Annotated in this window: 11 protein-coding genes and 1 riboswitch; of the genes, 5 read left to right on the forward strand and 6 right to left on the reverse strand. The window is 36.2% G+C overall.

All coding sequences use genetic code 11. From position 1 onward, the window contains the following. The first annotated feature begins 52 nt into the window (after positions 1 to 52). On the forward strand, positions 53 to 709 hold the full coding sequence (locus tag HHU12_RS13945; protein WP_169657359.1) for a hypothetical protein: 657 nt from the start codon (positions 53 to 55) through the stop codon (positions 707 to 709). Positions 710 to 788: 79 nt separating this feature from the next. Here the strand turns inward: HHU12_RS13945 and HHU12_RS13950 are convergent, their stop codons facing one another. Together HHU12_RS13950 and HHU12_RS13955 are read right to left on the reverse strand one after the other, a co-directional pair. Next, a complete protein-coding gene (locus HHU12_RS13950; protein WP_169657360.1) occupies positions 789 to 2,294 on the reverse strand; it encodes an NAD(P)H-hydrate dehydratase in 1,506 nt (501 codons plus the stop codon). A gap of 106 nt (positions 2,295 to 2,400) precedes the next feature. Then, a complete protein-coding gene (locus HHU12_RS13955) occupies positions 2,401 to 3,342 on the reverse strand; it encodes an NAD(P)H-dependent flavin oxidoreductase (RefSeq protein ID WP_169657361.1) in 942 nt (313 codons plus the stop codon). A 462-nt stretch (positions 3,343 to 3,804) separates the two neighbouring features. On the opposite strand from HHU12_RS13955, the gene HHU12_RS13960 reads away from it, so the two are divergent. Both HHU12_RS13960 and HHU12_RS13965 read left to right on the forward strand, forming a co-directional pair. Beyond that, positions 3,805 to 8,286, forward strand: a complete 4,482-nt coding sequence (locus HHU12_RS13960; protein ID WP_169657362.1) for a di-heme oxidoredictase family protein — start codon at positions 3,805 to 3,807, stop codon at positions 8,284 to 8,286. 14 nt (positions 8,287 to 8,300) lie between these two features. After that, positions 8,301 to 8,759: a T9SS type A sorting domain-containing protein gene (locus HHU12_RS13965; RefSeq protein ID WP_169657363.1), complete on the forward strand. Its 459-nt coding sequence runs from the start codon at positions 8,301 to 8,303 to the stop codon at positions 8,757 to 8,759. Between the two features lie 215 nt (positions 8,760 to 8,974). Here the strand turns inward: HHU12_RS13965 and HHU12_RS13970 are convergent, their stop codons facing one another. The 4 genes from HHU12_RS13970 to HHU12_RS13985 all read right to left on the reverse strand — a co-directional run bounded on the left by HHU12_RS13970 (position 8,975) and on the right by HHU12_RS13985 (position 14,253). Further along, positions 8,975 to 10,060 (reverse strand): YncE family protein, encoded by a 1,086-nt coding sequence (locus HHU12_RS13970; protein ID WP_169657364.1) that lies wholly within the window; start codon positions 10,058 to 10,060, stop codon positions 8,975 to 8,977. 11 nt (positions 10,061 to 10,071) lie between these two features. Next, entirely contained in the window at positions 10,072 to 11,943 is a 1,872-nt protein-coding gene (locus HHU12_RS13975) for a TonB-dependent receptor plug domain-containing protein (RefSeq protein ID WP_169657365.1), read from the reverse strand. Between the two features lie 2 nt (positions 11,944 to 11,945). Further along, positions 11,946 to 13,112 carry an ABC transporter substrate-binding protein gene (locus tag HHU12_RS13980; RefSeq protein ID WP_169657366.1) on the reverse strand — a complete coding sequence of 389 codons (1,167 nt, stop codon included), beginning with the start codon at positions 13,110 to 13,112 and terminating at the stop codon, positions 11,946 to 11,948. A 21-nt stretch (positions 13,113 to 13,133) separates the two neighbouring features. Then, a riboswitch (cobalamin riboswitch) is annotated at positions 13,134 to 13,325 on the reverse strand. 73 nt (positions 13,326 to 13,398) lie between these two features. Then, positions 13,399 to 14,253: an N-acetylmuramoyl-L-alanine amidase-like domain-containing protein gene (locus HHU12_RS13985; RefSeq protein ID WP_169657367.1), complete on the reverse strand. Its 855-nt coding sequence runs from the start codon at positions 14,251 to 14,253 to the stop codon at positions 13,399 to 13,401. Between the two features lie 74 nt (positions 14,254 to 14,327). Between HHU12_RS13985 and HHU12_RS13990 the strand changes: the two genes are divergently transcribed. Continuing rightward, positions 14,328 to 15,569 (forward strand): hypothetical protein, encoded by a 1,242-nt coding sequence (locus HHU12_RS13990; protein ID WP_169657368.1) that lies wholly within the window; start codon positions 14,328 to 14,330, stop codon positions 15,567 to 15,569. A 139-nt stretch (positions 15,570 to 15,708) separates the two neighbouring features. Then, positions 15,709 to 17,466: a TonB-dependent receptor gene (locus HHU12_RS13995; protein WP_169657369.1), complete on the forward strand. Its 1,758-nt coding sequence runs from the start codon at positions 15,709 to 15,711 to the stop codon at positions 17,464 to 17,466. The last annotated feature ends 8 nt before the right edge of the window (positions 17,467 to 17,474 follow it).

A 17,474-nucleotide genomic window follows, 5' to 3' on the forward strand; every position in this document is an offset into this window, starting at 1 on the left:
TATTTATATATTTAAGATTGTAACTGACAATTACTTTTTAATTTATTAAACTATGAGAAATAAATTCACGTTAAGTTTTTTATTCGTATTTGTTGCAATGTTCTTTATTGCCACTGAGAATCATGCCCAAACCAAAAAAGAAAAAAAAGCTACTCTTAAAGAATTGAAAGGCAAGGCCGTTAAGGATGCTAGAAAAGCAGCAAAGGGTCTTAAAAAGCAAGGATATTCTGAAATCCCTGGTGATTTACCAATGGATATGCAAATAGAAAATTCTTATTTAGCACGTTTGTCTACTGATGATATGGGTAATCCTAAGTTCTTCGTAACTACTCAGGAGTCAAAAGCAGAAACATTTGCAGCTGCAAAACAAGCAGCAATGCAATTATGTTTGACAGATATTGCTTCACAAATAGGTTCTGAAATTGTAGGTAGAATCAAATCAAATGTAGCTAACTCAGAAGGTATGTCTGATGCTGCTTCAGTAACTGAAGTAATCGGTGCTTACCAAAACAACGTTTCAGCTCGTTTAGGTAGAACTACTCCAATCGTTATGTTGAAAAAAGTGGATGGTTTAACATATATCACAATGTCTATCAAGTACCCAATTTCTGAGGCTGAAAGAATTGTGAAAGATGATTTAAGAAAAGAGTTAGCAAGCAAAGCTGATATGAGTCAAGACGAAATTAACGGTTTACTAGATATTCGTTAATTCAATTAATTTGACACAAAAAATCCACATTTTCTGAAAGTAGAAGATGTGGATTTTTTTTGCTTAAAGCTTTAGTTTCTTATTCTAAAAGACTGATAAATGCTTTTCCTAGACAATCAATAACATCAGTTGTGATCAAACTTTCATAACCTCTGTCTTGCACTGCAATATCTGCAGCCTTCCCATGTAAATAAACACCAAGCAATGCCGCATCCTTAGGAGTATATTTTTGAGAAAGTAAACCTGTAATTATTCCTAATAGAGCATCACCACTTCCTCCTTTAGCAAGTCCTGGATTTCCTGTGGAATTAAAATGAACTTCACCATTTGGTAGACAAATAGCAGTGTTAGCTCCTTTCAATACTATAATAATATGACGGTGAATAGCCATTTTTCTTGCCGCTTCCACTCTGTCAAAAGATTGAACATAATGTACGCCTGTGAGTCTTTCAAACTCACCTACATGAGGGGTGAGTATAGAATTTTCAGGAATAAAGTTCCACCATTCTTCATTTTCAGAAAGCAGGTTCAAGGCATCAGCATCTAATACAATTGGTTTTTCGAAGTCCTCAATAATTGAACGGACTGCTTTTCTAGTTTGGTCGTGTTGACCAAGGCCCGGACCAATTCCTATAGCTGTAAAATTTTTTAAGAGGGTAGAAGCTACAATATGATTTCTGGAAGGATCAGCAATACACATTGCTTCTGGGAGAGTAGCCTGCATTATTTCATAACCACATGATGGAACTAAGGCTGTCGTTTTCCCAGTACCAGATCTTAAAGCTGCTTTTGTGGCAAGCTGAATTGCTCCCATCATTCCTTTTGAACCACCAACCAAAAGTGTATTACCAAATTTTCCTTTGTGATCAAACTTGCTTCTAGGCTTGTAGAGTTGTTTAATCACATCATCAGTAGAAAAGAAGTGATTTGATACCGTTTCAGATAGATATTGTTCACTAAGCTGAATAGGAAGTACAATCATTTCACCAACATTCTTAGCATTTTCTACAAAGAGCATTGAAAGCTTTGGCGTTTCTAATGTCAAAGTAATATCAGCTTCAATAATTGTTTGAAAATGACTGGCATAATGATCAGCGTAAAGCCCTGAGGCAATATCAACCGAAATAACAGGAGAGTTAGATTGATTGATTCTTACGATGGTTTGCTGTGTAATCCCCTTAGGAGCTCTTGACAACCCAGAACCAAAAATACAATCAATAATTACAGTATCTTGATCTAATGAAGGAATGTCCACCTCCGTTTTTATGTGATGTAGAGCAACTCTTTTGGGTAACCTTTCTAAATTCTCTTGAAAGTCTTTGGATTGATTTTCAGAAAAATGAACAATATAGCAAGTGACATTAAATCCTTCATTACTTAATAGCCTCCCCATCACTAAGCCATCACCACCATTATTGCCAACGCCACAAAAAATTGTAACTTCTTTAAAATTACTGCAATTTTCTAAATACCAATCTGTGAGTTTAGTGGCGGCTCTTTCCATTAAATCAATACTGGAAATGGGCTCATTTTCAATAGTGTACTTATCCCAAGCTCTTATTTGTTCGGCTGTAAAAAGTTTCATGTGTAATATTTGAGAGTAACAGTTGTTGTATTTTTAATTAAAAGCATGTCTTAAGTAAATCCTTAAAACATGCTTTTACTATTAATTTACAATATAAATGAATTAATTACCCATTTATCACCTGATTTTTAGCAGTATTAAATTCATCCATCATTTCATTGACTACTTCTTCTGCTGATTTAATAGAGTCGATTTGAGATGATACCTGTCCGATTTCGATTTCTCCTTCGTCTAAATCACCTTCAAAAATACCTCTCTTCGATCTTCTCTTCCCTAAAATCTCAGCTAATTCTTCTTTTGAGGCACCTCTAGCTTCCGCTTCAGCAACTCTTTCGTAGAATTTATTTTTGATTAATCTAACAGCTGTCAAATCTTTCAAAGTTAAGACAGTATCACCTTCACCAGCTTCAACCACTTTATTTTTAAAGTTATCATGAGCAGATGATTCTTTGGTAATGGCAAAACGAGAACCTACTTGAACGCCTTCAGCACCTAAAGCAAAACAAGCTAACATTGCTTTACCAGATCCAATACCACCTGCAGCAATTACTGGAATCTCTAATTGTTCTGCAATAGGAGGAATCAGGCATAAAGTAGTTGTTTCTTCTTTACCATTGTGACCGCCAGCTTCAAAACCTTCAGCAACAATAGCGTCTACTCCAGCATCTTGAGATTTTAAAGCAAATTTCAAAGAAGATACAACTTGTACTACTTTGATGCTGTGTGATTTTAAAAACGAAGTATATTTCTTAGGGCTACCAGCAGATGTGAAAACTATAGGAACTTTTTCATCCACAATAATCTCCATCAATTTATCAACTTCAGGGTAGAACAATGGAATGTTCACACCGAAAGGCTTATCAGTGGCTTGCTTGCATTGCTGTACATGTTCCAAGAAAGTTTCCGGATGCATAGATCCAGCACCAATCAATCCAAGTCCACCTGCATTACTTACCGCTGAAGCCAACTTCCAGCCACTGCACCAGACCATTCCTCCAGAAATAATAGGATATTGAATATCAAAAAGTTCACAAATTCTATTTTTCATTTGATGTTTAGATTTTAGTGATACATGTTTTACTACATGTTCTTCAATTTCTTTTGTTGTGAATGTAATTAAAATCAATTATAAAATTTGGGAACAAGCGTCATCAAAGAAGTAATTTTTTACTGATAAAATGCTTTGTTTTTGATGGTTTTATCTTTTTTAAAACTACGTCAACGCTACATTATTTCTTATGAAATGTATTATTAACACCTAATTATGGTCTTTTTTACCCTCAAAAAACAATAACGATCATGCATTTTACCTTGAAGTATTTTATAAAAAAGGGTGACGTTATTGAATTACTACGCTTTTGGTGGAGTGTAGTAATAACGTATTCCGATCCGTAGATTTGTAGTACACCAATACATCATTGTTAATTCATTCAGCTATTAATTTAAGGTCACACTCAAATTATTAAAGTGGTATGAAATTTTTTTAATGAATTAATAATCAGTTATGTTGATGAAAAACTTAAAGGTTTATTGTTCCCATTTTGGGCGATATTCCTTCTTAAAACAATTACAACAGTCTATCTTTTGTACTGTCTTATTGTTACTCTCTTTTAACATTTCTTCATTTGCTCAAGATTATGGAATAGAGGTCGATGCTTCAGGAGATGCTGTGATCTATTTTACAGATCAGGCAGAATGGACTGGAGGATGGAACTATATCTGCTTGGGTGCAGATTGTAGAAACGGTGAAAAAGTAGGTGACAGATGGGAGCGTCCTGTTTCTAATGTTACTGTAGGAGACACTTATGACATACAAATCAAAATTGCGGCAACTAATGGGCAATTTATTTCTCCTGTGCACAGTGTTGTAGCTACACAAGCGGGAGATGCTCCGGTTCCAACTTGTGAAGATGGAATACAAAATGGCGATGAAACAGGCGTGGATTGTGGAGGATCATGTGCACCATGCCAAACGGAACCATTACCAACTTGCGATGATGGTATTCAAAATGGCGATGAAACCGGAGTAGATTGTGGTGGATCGTGTGCACCATGCCAAACGGAACCATTACCAACGTGTGATGATGGTATCCAAAATGGTGATGAAACCGGAGTAGATTGTGGCGGATCATGTGCCCCATGTCAAGTTGAGGAGCCTGATACCGAAGTGGTGGTAGAAGCTGAAAGTGCTACAATTTTAGGAGGTGCAAGTCTTTATAGTGATTTATCAGCCTCTGGAGGGCAAGGTGTTGCTTATATCTCATCACAGGGAGCTGGTTTTGAAATTGCAAAAGCTCCTAATTCAATAGCAATAGAAATCGTTTATGCTTCTGAACAGAGTGGTGCTATTTCATACTTTATTAATGGTGTTGATAAAGGTAATGCAACTTTCAGTGCTACAGGCGCATGGGTAAATAACTATCAAAGCATCACTATACAGGAAACATTAAATGAAGGTGATGATTTCTCGATAGTGTATCAAACGGGAGATAATGCTTTAAATATTGATCAAGTTAAATTTATAGGCGGAGAACCACAGCCATGTACGGGTTTGAATAACCCTGCAACTGTATTTACAAATGTCACTACTGTAAATGAAACCGCTGAAGGTGCTTTGGATGGGTCCGTTACTTTTAATTTTAATAATGTAAGCAACGATTATGATTCCATTCTTTTCTTCTTTGATGGAGATTCTATACTCGCAGGAATCAATGAAGGATCAGTGACATTTAATAATAAGATGGCAGGCAGTTATACAGCAGGTGTAAAATGGGGGAATGGAGATTGTTCTACTTATTTAGGAACTGTTACTGTGGGATCTTGTGAAAATGGAATTAAAGATGGAAATGAAACGGGTATTGATTGTGGAGGAGTTTGTACTGAATGTACTGACCCAGAACCTGTGTCTAAAGATTTAGTAATTTCTATTGCGAACTCACCTCAATACGGAGAGTACTTGATTGCAAAATATGGTGATCAACCAGCTAGAACGATTTACACTTGGTCAAATGATAACAGTGAATTTACAAGTTGTACAGGAGGCTGTGCTCAAAGTTGGCCTTATGTAGTGACAGATGCAAAGTTAAACCTAGTTTTACCTTCCCGTTTACCAAATGGTGTAACTGGTGAGTTTGGATTGAGTGGAACTTGTGACGGTCAGTTACAGCTCACATTAAACGGACAGCCACTGTATTATTATGTGAGTGATATTAATGAAGGTGATATTAACGGTGAAGGAGCCGGTGGCGTTTGGTGGATTGTGGATGAAGAAGTAGTGAATACATGTTCAGATGGTATCCAAAATGGTGATGAAACAGGTGTTGACTGTGGTGGTTCTTGTGCCCCTTGTCAGTCAGGAGGTACAGGTGAAGGGACTTGTGGTGATTTCGGGCTTACAATTGTTGATGGCCAAGGTGTTTTATATTACAGTGAAGATCTTGGAACTGCATTATATTTATGTTTAAATGGTGCTTGTTACCCTCCAGAAACACAAGAAGACGGTTATTATAAGAGAAATGTAACTGTTAGTGCAGGAGTAGATTATACTATTAAAGTACAGGGCAGTAATGAGCAAGAAAAAGTAGCTCAAGTTGCACAGTGTTATTTTGTGCCAACTTGTAATGATGGAATTCAAAATGGAGATGAAACCGGTGTTGACTGTGGTGGTTCAAGCTGTACAGCATGTCCTACTTGTGATGATGGTATTCAAAACGGTGATGAAACAGGAGTTGACTGTGGTGGCAGTGAATGTGTATCATGTGATGTAGTATGTAATGGAACTCCTAATCCTAATGCAACAATTTCAAGCACAAATGAATCTTTTGAAAATGAAAATGACGGTACTATTACTTTCGCTTACGATGATGTAGAAGGTAGAAGTGTATTGGAATTCTCAATTGATGGTGGTGTAACTTATCCTTATGTGAAACAAGATGACTCACAGTGGTTTACTTTGGCTGATATGGCGCCAGGTACTTATGATATTGTAGTACGTTGGGGTGAAGGAGGTGACTGCCCAATTAGTTTAGGAGAAGTAACAGTGACAGCAGGCGGTCCTCTTCCAACTTGTTTTGATGGCATAAGAAATCAAGGTGAAACAAGAGTAGATTGTGGCGGACCTTGTGAAGCTTGTCAAGAAGATCCTTGTGGTGATATTCCATTAGTCGTTTATCCAGCTCCGGCTTTACCAACACCAACAATTGGAAGCCCTGCAAAAGAACATGGATGGTCGTTTGATTTAAGTGAAGATTTAACGGAAGTTTCTGTGAATGTAGGACCTGGTGTATTGGATCAAATGCAAACTAATGCAGGTTCATTCGAAATGCATTGTTCATGTAATCAAGTAACATTCTATACGGCTGAGTTAGGAGATGATTTCCAAGCAAAAGTGCCAGCAGAATGTGTAGGAGCAGGAGATTATTACTATTTCTTCAGATATAAGCGTAATACACAGATGAATACGTATGATCCTGCTGATATCTGGCATTACTCAGGTTTGTTTACCACAAAAGGAGAAAGAATAGATCCTGATAACAGACCAACAATCACATCAAAAGGAGCAAGCTGGATGCGTTTCAGACACCCACACCCTCAAGATGGTATTACAGAGGCTATTTTTGATGCATCACATAATGGATCTCTATTAAGAACATTAGATAGATATGAAACAGTAGTTACTGATGGTTCTGACAATGTACGCTTTGAGCAGTTCTTGTATTCAACAAAAGACAATACCATCAGACATAAGGATCAAGATAATTTACCTGATAAAGATAAATTAATATGGGAAGGAGGTAACAGAATTCCTGTTCGTAGAATGGAATTCCTTGCAAAGGGTGGAGCTTCAACACCTTCCTACTCAGCTTATATCGCTCCAGGAGGACCAACTCTTGATGAAGGAGGAGATCTATATCCGTGGTCAGATATCAACACTGTTAACTATGGTAATATTATCTCTTATGAAATTACAGCCGTAACCGCTTTAGTTGACGGAGTACCTTGGAGTAAAGGAGCGCAGCACTATAATACATTCCAAAACTATGTAGTAGGGCAGGGTTTCAACACTTTTGGTGATCCACGTTTATCAATGGCCGGCAAAGCATCAAGTAATATGATTTTATCTGGTTCAGGACAATTTACAAAAGAAGAACAAGACGCTGTATTTACGCAACACTTGATCACTTTGGAAGATGATGATGATGTAGATGATTTTCTTGAAGGACATCATTTATTCCATGGAGTGAGACATAGAGGTCAGGGTGACGGTCAGCAAGACAACAGAGTATTAGGTGAAGTGAAAATAGGTTCAACTACTTGTGGAACGTGTCACTTTAGAGATGGTAGAGGTTCTGAATTAGTCAGTACTCCAAAAGGAATGTTATTACCACCTCCAGTGTATGGTGTTGGTTTATTACAATGGATTGCTGGTGCTGAAGTAGGGTTGACATGGGATGGTTCACAGCCTACTGTGGAAAGTCAGACCATTGCCGCTTTATTGAATGACCATGGTGTTGATGCAACAGATCCAACACAAATCTCTCAAGAAGATGTTGACTTAATTGTCGCTTACACCAAGTTCTTAACAGTGCCTACACGATCAAAAGGTGTTTATGATGATCCTGCAGTAGGATTAGGTCATATCAAATTCTTGGAAGCTGGTTGTGCTGGTTGTCATACTGAAACTCAGAAAACAAGAAATGATGCACCGGTTGAATTCAGAGACCTTGTGATCCGTCCTTACACTGATATGAAATTGCATGACATCGGAACAGGAGGTTCATACAGAACTCCAGCACTTTGGGGCTTGTATTACAACTTACAATTGCTAGATCGTAATGGAAGAGACTTACTTTACATGCATAACGGTTCAGCAACGACGACAGATCAAGCAATTATGCAACATGGAGGAGAAGCTGCAGGTGCGAGAGCAGCATATGAAGCATTGAGCACCGAAGAAAAACAGGCTGTTGTGAAATTTGTTGAATCCCTTTAATTGATAATACGATAATGAAATTAATAATATATTTTTCTATTTTGATGATGAGCACAATGGGTACAGTATTCGCCCAAGATGTTGCTTCAATTACAGTAAAATGTCCTCCTTGTAGACCAATACAAGGCTGTGACCAATGTTTTGAAACACAAGCCGAAGCTGATTTAGCTTGCACATCTTCCTCTGGAAGATCAGTTTCAAAAAATCTGGCTGAAGAATTAAATGAACTTGATATAAGTGTTTATCCAAATCCCAACCGCTTTGGTAAATTCAATGTAGAGTCGATTTCTAATTTGAGTGGTAATGTGAAGCTTTACTCTCCATTAGGAACACTAATTTCTTCTTTCGAAATCAATGAGAAACGTACATTTGTGATTGGAGAAAAAGAAGTACTTCCTTCAGGAATTTACATTATGACATTTACCAATAAGGAAGGTAAAACCATCACAAAACGATTGATAGTAAGTTATTAATCAGAAGTGAAACGTGCGTTTTGTGTTATAAGTAGTGTAGTTTCCTCAAACCAAAAGGTTAAACAGAATATTTACAATACAAATCAATAAGTTTCATCTTTTACTCTCATCATTTCTATAAGTGGTGGGAGTTTGAAAGGTGAGGGTAATAAAAAGAGCCTGAGAATAATACTCTCAGGCTCTTATAAACTTAATAATATTTGACAAAATATCTTTTAGTAGAAGATGAAGTGTGTAGGATTCACACCTGCTTCTAATTTTGATTTAAATTCACCAGTTTCTGAATATACATTTACATATCCAGGTTCAGTGTAAGAAGGTGTAACTGAAACAAAAATGTCTTTAGTTGACGGATTTTGAGCAGCAGCCTTGAAACCTTTTTCTTGAGCAATAACCTCAATATTTTTCGATGATAAATTAATTTCAACGGCTTCAGAAGTGTCTTGCCAAGCTTCACCACCAATTGCATAAACTTTAGCACCATCAGCAGAAGCATTGATATGACCTTCCATGCCCATTCCTGTATAATTGATAAAGTCAGAAGTTGTATTGTTAGAAGTATTTAATTTTACAATACCTTTGTTTTTATCCTCAACATTGAAAGAATAACTTCCTGTAGCTGAAACCCATAAGTTATTATCCTTATCCAATGCAAAGTGCTGAGGAGCAGCATCAATGTTGATTAATTCTGGAGCAGCAGTAAGATCTGAAGCATTGTAAACCTCAACATTAGTAGTATTTGAAGCTGCAACATAGATTTTGCCATTTTTTACTACAATACCTTCTGGTTTGTTACCAACAGAGAACCAGTTTTCTAATTCCCCAGTAGTAAGATTAATCACTAATACTTTTGATCTGATGTAGCTGTAATCAGGTTGAATTTCACCCCAAACTGTTACATAAGCTAGGTTGCCATCAAAAGCAGTGTATCTTGGGTTTTCCACACTATCAGTTACAACAAACTTTCTTTGAAGTGTCTTAGTGTCACAAGCGATAACTTGGTTCTTATTTGCTGTAGTAATTACTGTCACTTGACCATTAGAATTAAAACCTTCCATTGCACCATTGTAGTGCTCGCCGTTTATGCTTTGATAAGCTAATTGTGATTCTGTAGTGTCGTTACCGCTAATTGTGTAAGCTGTAATCGAAGAATCTTCAGGTTTGTTTAATGAACCATTGTTTCCAACATGTACACCTTCTGAACCGGGTACATATGGAGTTGTTTCTTTATCTTCAATACATGAAGTGAAAAGAATTGCGATAAATGCAAAGATGAGTTGAAACTTGTAATTGTTTTTCATGTTCTTGTTATTTAAAAAATGATATTTGCTTTCAACATATAATTAATACCAGGCATTCCATATCCTTGGTAATTCTGGTATTGTTCATCAGTAATATTATTTACTTTAAATGTTAGTAATAAATCACTGGTATTTATCTTGAATGATTTGTTTACTCCAAGGTTGATTAAATGGTATTCCTTTAGATTATTATAATCATTCGGTGTTGTTCTCTTTCCTACAAAATTGTGATCAAGGTTCATAGACCATGTTTTATATCCTACATTAACAAAGGATTTGAATAAATTTTTCGGTACATAGATAAGCTGTTTATCTCTGTCCATGTCTTGAGCGTCAGTTAATGTATAAGCAAGGCCAACTTTCCATTTTATCAATTGTGAAGAATTCTGATTTCCAAGATCTACATTAGATTCAAAACCTAGTGATCTGGCATTTTTGATATTGGATGCATAGGTTGGATTACCTGGAATCCACAATATTTTATTGTAGGTTCTTAAATAAAACCCTGTTAAACTTGCATTGAGAGAGAGTGAATTAAATGTCTGAGAATAATCAAAGCCTAAATCCACGTTGTATCCATCTTCTGGTTTAATGTTAGGGTTTGACTTTTCTCCCCAATACCTTTCGTTCATTGTTGGAACTCTATAACTTCTGCCTATTGAACTTTTCAGTTTTAAAGACTTTTTAGGGTCTTGCATAATGGCATAGGAGAGGTTCATAGAAGGGGTAAAAGGAGCTGATATTCCAGTAACAAATGTCTGTCTAAATACTGTAGAAACATTGAATCTATTTGTAATGTCAAAGCGCAAAGCAGCAAAAACAGATGCTCTAAATTCTTCAGGGTTAGATTCATATGCATGGACATTTGGCCAAATATTCATTGCGTAGAAACCTGTCTGCAATGAAATAGAATTGCTTAAAGAAGTTTCTCCTCTGTAGTCAGCTTGAAGACGTTGAGTAGCAATGATATCTCCACCATTAAAAAGCTCATCTTGTATATAAGCAACACTGCTCACATGTGTCCATTTATCAGTATTCAATTTATAATTGACAACTCCTCTGAAAGCAGTGTTGTGAGTAGAGTCATTATAGGTAGGGTTCATATTATTCCCAAATATAGGTTGAACTCCTCTCTTGTCTTCAGTATACCAAAGATTTACAGACCATTCTTCATTTTCATTAGGTTTGAAATGCGTTTCATGCAATATACCTGCATGCCAGAATCCTGAATTTCTTAAGGACTGATACTCTTTGTCAGCCTCATTATAAAAAGTGTAATCATTATCTGACTTCTGATATAAGGCTACCGTCTTGTGTCTCCATTTTTGATTGCCATATTCACCTTTAAACCCATAGAATTGTTGATTGAAACTTCCAAAAGCAGTTTGAACTTCAAAACGGTTTTTTGGAGCATCCCAATGAATATTATCTTTTAGCATAATTGTACCACCAACAGCACCCGTACCATATTGAGCTGAACTTGCTCCATACTGTATGTCTATATTGTCAAAGTAAAACGTGTTGACAGTAGACATATCTGTTTGACCTAAGGTCATAGAATTAAGGTTAATACCATTCCACATAATAGCGGTATTGACAGGAGAAGTACCACGAATTGAGATACTGGATAACTGCCCTGGTGCTCCATATTCTCTAATAAATACTGAAGCTTTATCTCTCAATAGAGAGGCAAGAGTACCTTCATTATGATATTTCAATTCAGTACTGTCAATGGTCTGTATATGAGATCCTTGACTATAATATTTTAGAGACTTAGAAACAATTTCAACTTCTTTTAACTCTCTATCTGGCAAAGCAAGATCCTGACTATAAGCTTTCTGGAAGCATAGTAATAGGAGTAACGCGAAAATATAGGATTTCATTTCTATTTTAATTTATGATAGAAGAAAAGCTGGTGATCTGGAAGCAAGTCGGGGTGGAGAATCTTGATAAGGTCAGCAAGGATTAATTCAGGGTGCACCATACCTGTTGCCCAGTAATCATTCGCCATGCCGTTCCTTAATCTTTTGTTGCTGTTGTAAACATTGCCTTCCTTGAATGCATTGAATTTTGTATACCTCGAATCATTGTTTTTCAAAGCTTCCAATGTGGTCAATTGACCTACATTGAACCAGTAATCAGCATGACCGCCTTTGGCATAGACCGCTTCTAAATCAAGTTGGATACTTCCGGTTTGAGTAGTTTCACTCCATGGGTAATCAGCAGTAGCCTGATCAAAAGCGATGGCTAAATAAGACTTTCCACCTGGAACTGACCACATTCCTTTATAAGGTAAGCCTGAAATGACTGAAGGCTTTGAATCTGCCTTTTTAGCAAGTTCAATGTATTCTTTATATTTTCTTTCTACTTCTTCGAAGATAGTGTTTGCTTCTTTCTCTTTATCCAACAGTGCTCCGAAAACTTTAATCCACTCCGCTCTTCCTAGTAAATGATTTTCTTGCCAGTCTGTATTAGCAATAACCGGTATATTTACCTTATTTAAAATAGGGAAGGAGGATGAATTTGTGGTACTGCTTCCACTAACAACTACTAGGTCAGCCGTAGATGCAATGATTTTCTCGGTGTTACTTGCAATATCATAACCCACAGCAATGATTTCACCATTGTCCATTTTGTCAAGGATAGGTTGGCTGTACATATAGTCTTTAGCAACATAACCTTTGATGCAATCAATACTCCCAAGCTCTTCCATCATTGAGGTTTGAGCAGTAGTAGTGGTGATTACTTTTTTGACGGGAATTCTTATAATTTGATTTTTTTTGAAACCTTCAGGTTTCTTTGCTCCGTGAGGAAGTAAGGCAAATGTGGTTGTATTTTGATACCCTGAGAAAGGATCAATAAGGTGAAGGAGTTTATAACCTTCTTTATATTCTAATTTGAAAGTTTTGGCGTAATGTACAGTACTGCTTACTGCTGAAGCTGTTTGTTGTTTTTCCTGGCTTGAATTAGTGTTTTCTTGGCTGGTAGAATTACAACCTAATGCGAACAAGAAAACGATAAAAACAACTATTATGTTGGATAACTGACTCATTGTAAATTTACTTTGCACCCGAAGATATAATGTAAAAAAGGTATCCTGACTCTTCTTTTACAATGTGCCTTCCCATCAAAAAAATGAAAGTGGCCCGACATCAACCTAAATCAATAGGCAAGAATTACAGTAGCGGGGACTGTCTTGGATTTTCACCAAATTCCCTTTGTTTACGAATGCAAATATGAGCGATAGTTTTTTAGTTTCCTATCGGCAAGGATTATTAATTGAAGTGATTTTGATCAATAATTATTAATAAAAATAGATTAATGGATGCCAAGAACCGTTAATTTAGTCTTGCTACAGTAATACCAGTGTTAATTTTGCTGTTTCTTAACCACTCTGCTAAAGGTTTGTTTGTAATAACCACTTTACCAGAAGATTGAGAGGCGTGAAGCAAGTGAATTCTATTCAGTTTTTTAACTGCAATGCCCACATGAGAGACATCTAAACCGCCAATTTTGGTTACTAACGCAATGATATCACCCTCTTTAATTTTGCTTTCAACTGATGCAATATTTTTAATATAAACTTGAGATAATTGTTGTTGATTTATCTTGGATTCTGCCGTTTTTATAGTGTCGACAGCTTTATCATTATTGATTAGTCTTTTATAAGAAGAAATATGAGTACTCATAAAATTGATTTCCTTTTCATAAGTTTCACCGCCAATTTCTTCAGTAATATCTTTCAAAATACCTTTTTCTTCATTGTCAATAACCCACTCCGTGAAGTAATGTAAACGACTACCGTATCCTGATAGCTGACCTCCTCTATACCTCAAACGTTCCAGAATAGAAGCATAGTGGTTTAAGTTTCGGAGCGAAGCGTCATTATTAAAAAGTAAATTCATTGCTGTAACACTCTCCACGAATGTAGTGCAGTCAAAACCAACAAAATTAACTACTAATTCCTCCTTTTCTCCTACTTCAAGTGTCTTCTCTAAATAAGGAGTGTCTAAAAAAGTACGGGCAATATTTCCTTCTCTAAGTGCTACACTGAAAGTATCCACTTTTGATTTGTTGAGTTCTTCAATCTTTTTACTCAATGCTAATTTGCTGGCATTTGAGCATACAATTTGAGCTTGAAGTGAAAAAGTGATAAATAATGTAATAATAAAGGAGAAGAAATATCTGAACATATTATTTTTTTAGCATTTTAGCAGAATGAAATTTATTATTTCAATCGTCATTAAATATCGATCAATACTAAATTATGACAATCTTTAATAAACAAAGAACCTCTTTAGATTTAACTTATACAAATAGAAAGTCGATTTTCCCTTTACTATTATCAATATTGTTTACGTTGCACTTTTCCTATGTTGAAGCTCAAATCAGCGAAAACCCGGATAAAGATAATTACGTGGGGCAGTTTAATGGTGATGGCAAGCGACACGGACACGGCACGTATACTTGGGAAGACGGGACAGTTTACCAAGGAAAGTGGAGAAATGATTTGATGGAAGGTAGCGGAAAGTTGATTTTTGCTAATGGTAATAGCTATGAGGGGAACTTTGAAAAAGGGGTGCCTTATGGAATGGGTATTTACCAATGGGCCAACGGTGATGTATATCAAGGTGGTTTTCTAGATGGTAAAATGCACGGAAGAGGCGTGTTGGTGACCAAAGGAGGCGAAAGACATGAAGGGACATGGATTCAGAATGAAGTCCACGGCGAAGGCATTCATTATTATGCCAACGGTTCTCAATACATAGGAAGCTGGTCGAAGGGCAAAAGAAATGGTAAAGGAATTATGCTTTACATTAATGGCGATACTGAACAGGGAATGTGGGTGGATGATAAGTTTATCCCTTGTGACTGTATGCGAGAAAGTATTTCAATTGAGCAGGCTTATAAGGAATCTGAAGCTGTATTTATAGGAAAAGTATTCGAAATACAATCGATGGAAGAGGGGTATGATAGAGTCGGAATGATTGTTTCAGAGTATTGGAAAGGTTCGTTATATCCTTCAAGAAAGGTTTATTTGAGAGCAGAATATTCTTCATGTGATTTTGTGTATTTTGAAGGAGACGAGTACTTAGTGTACGCTCACCCATATCAGTTTGACAAAACGGTGTATTATCCTACAAAATGTACACGTACTATGAAAACATCACTTCCCCTTGCTCAAAATGACATTAAGACATTAAGGAAGTTTACTTGTACAATTCCTGAAGGAGATGACAGAAAAGTAACTTATAATTTCTCAGAGGATCCAGTTTGTGGCTGTGATGGTAAAGATTACAAAAACCCATACAATGCTTATAAAGCAGGAGTGGGGCACTGGTTTGCAGGAACTTGTGAAGAGAAGAAAAAACTTGATGCTGAATTAGCAGAACAAAAAAGTAATATTCGTTATCAGCTTGAAGAAGAGAAAAAGAAAGCGGAGCTACTTAAGAAAGAGGAATCAACTACTCCTTCAATACCTACATATAACTATGTAGAGGAAGAGTAAAAACTAGCATATTGCATAGTGTTAAGGCCAGTTCAGAAAAGAACTGGCTTTTTTTTGCGCAACTATTTTTAAGAAATAGTGTTTTTTTTTGAGAAAATATTAACTTTGTCTGACGACTAACACTTAAATGTTGTAAAAATTGCTTAGAGAAACTTATCAAATTTTAAAAGCAAGCTGTACAATCTTTCTGACTTTAATTCTATCGACAAACTATTCAATAGGTCAAAAACTAGATCAAATAGGAAAAGATGCACCAATTAAAGTAACTGGAGGACTATCGCTAAATCAAACAGCTTATTCAGCATGGGGTATGGAAGATAGAAGAGATCCGTATCGCTATGTTCTTTCAGGTAATCTGAATTTTGATGTCTATGGAATGTCAATACCTTTGTCATTATCCTATTCAAATCAAAACTTCAATTATACACAACCTTTTAACCAATTCTCTTTAACGCCATCTTATAAATGGTTGAATTCACAGATTGGTTACGGTAATGTGAGTTATTCTCCATATACCCTTGGCGGTCATACGTTTTTTGGAGTTGAACTTTCAGGAAGCCCTTCAGATCGATGGGATTTCGGAGTGATGTATGGGCGTTTAAAGAAAGCCTCAATTTATGATCCTGATGCTCCACATTCAGAAGCCTCATTTAGGAGAATGGGTTTTGCTTTGAAATCAGAATATAGACATAAAGGAGGTAATATTGGTTTTACTTTATTTAGAGCCAAAGATGATCCATCAAGTTATAGTGCTGATTCAATTCCAGAAGGCTTACTTCCTCAAGAAAATATTGCGACAAGTATATATGCAGGTCAAACTCTATTAGAAAACTTAACTGTGCAAGCAGAAGTAGGGATGTCCTTCCTTTCTTCAAATACATTTTCTGAAGCTAAAGGGGATAGAGTGAATGGTATGGATTGGTTGTTTACAGAAAGAACTTCAACCTCAGCATATTGGGCCTTTAATGGTGGATTTACCTACAACCTTTTAGGATGGAATCTTGGAGCATCTTATGAGAGAATTGGCCCTGAGTATCGAACCTTGGGTAGTTATTATGCTAACAATGATTTAGAAACGGGAAGTGTGAATATTTCAGGACAATTGTTTCAATCGAAAGTTTCAGTTTCTGCAAATGTAGGTATGCAAAGAGATAATTTGAACGGAGATAATGCTAGTGATATGTCTAACTTTAATTTGGCTACGAATATCGCTTGGGTTATCAGTAAAAGAGTTAATGCTAATGCAAGTTACTCTAACTTTAGATCATTTACTGTGATTCGAAATCAGTTTGAAATTATCAATGACTCAGACCCATTGATGCCTTTAGATACTTTAAATTATACTCAGTTAACAGATGCAGGTAACCTTGGTTTAAATTGGGTTGTCTCTCAATCGAAAACTGTAGGTCAAAATATATCGCTAAATCTTAATTATCAGCAAACTTCTAACGAACAATCTGATACTACTTCTGTAAGTCCTAATAGCACATTTTGGAATGGTGCTCTTTCATGGAACTGGTCCAATAGACCTTCTAATTTTAGAATAGGATTAAGTGCCAATGCAAGTTTAAATCAAACCAATTCAGAAGCAGGAAACACATCAACCATAGGGCCAACAATTAGTTGCTCTAAGGGACTTTTTGAGAAGAAATTAAAATTAAGAAGCAGTATCTCATTCAACCAAAGCAGAGCAAACGATGAAGTACAAAGTATGGTGTATAGCTGGAGGCTTGGCGCTTCCACAACCTTCAATGAAGTACATTCATTAAACCTTAGTTCTGTTTTACTGAACCGGGAGGATGTCCGGAATGATAAACCTCCGATTACGGAATTGACTGTTACTCTCGGTTACAGTTATAGGTTTAAAGGTTTTAAAAAAAGAGATAAACAAAATTGACTAGCTAA

It is taken from the genome of Flammeovirga aprica JL-4, assembly GCF_012844305.1.
Taxonomy (GTDB): domain Bacteria; phylum Bacteroidota; class Bacteroidia; order Cytophagales; family Flammeovirgaceae; genus Flammeovirga; species Flammeovirga aprica.

What these genes read in the sequence shown, in the direction of transcription:
- HHU12_RS13945 (WP_169657359.1), top strand. Translation starts at nt 53, where the DNA reads ATGAGAAATAAATTCACGTTAAGTTTTTTATTCGTATTTGTTGCAATG.
- HHU12_RS13950 (WP_169657360.1), bottom strand. Translation starts at nt 2,294, where the DNA reads ATGAAACTTTTTACAGCCGAACAAATAAGAGCTTGGGATAAGTACACT.
- HHU12_RS13955 (WP_169657361.1), bottom strand. Translation starts at nt 3,342, where the DNA reads ATGAAAAATAGAATTTGTGAACTTTTTGATATTCAATATCCTATTATT.
- HHU12_RS13960 (WP_169657362.1), top strand. Translation starts at nt 3,805, where the DNA reads ATGAAAAACTTAAAGGTTTATTGTTCCCATTTTGGGCGATATTCCTTC.
- HHU12_RS13965 (WP_169657363.1), top strand. Translation starts at nt 8,301, where the DNA reads ATGAAATTAATAATATATTTTTCTATTTTGATGATGAGCACAATGGGT.
- HHU12_RS13970 (WP_169657364.1), bottom strand. Translation starts at nt 10,060, where the DNA reads ATGAAAAACAATTACAAGTTTCAACTCATCTTTGCATTTATCGCAATT.
- HHU12_RS13975 (WP_169657365.1), bottom strand. Translation starts at nt 11,943, where the DNA reads ATGAAATCCTATATTTTCGCGTTACTCCTATTACTATGCTTCCAGAAA.
- HHU12_RS13980 (WP_169657366.1), bottom strand. Translation starts at nt 13,112, where the DNA reads ATGAGTCAGTTATCCAACATAATAGTTGTTTTTATCGTTTTCTTGTTC.
- HHU12_RS13985 (WP_169657367.1), bottom strand. Translation starts at nt 14,253, where the DNA reads ATGTTCAGATATTTCTTCTCCTTTATTATTACATTATTTATCACTTTT.
- HHU12_RS13990 (WP_169657368.1), top strand. Translation starts at nt 14,328, where the DNA reads ATGACAATCTTTAATAAACAAAGAACCTCTTTAGATTTAACTTATACA.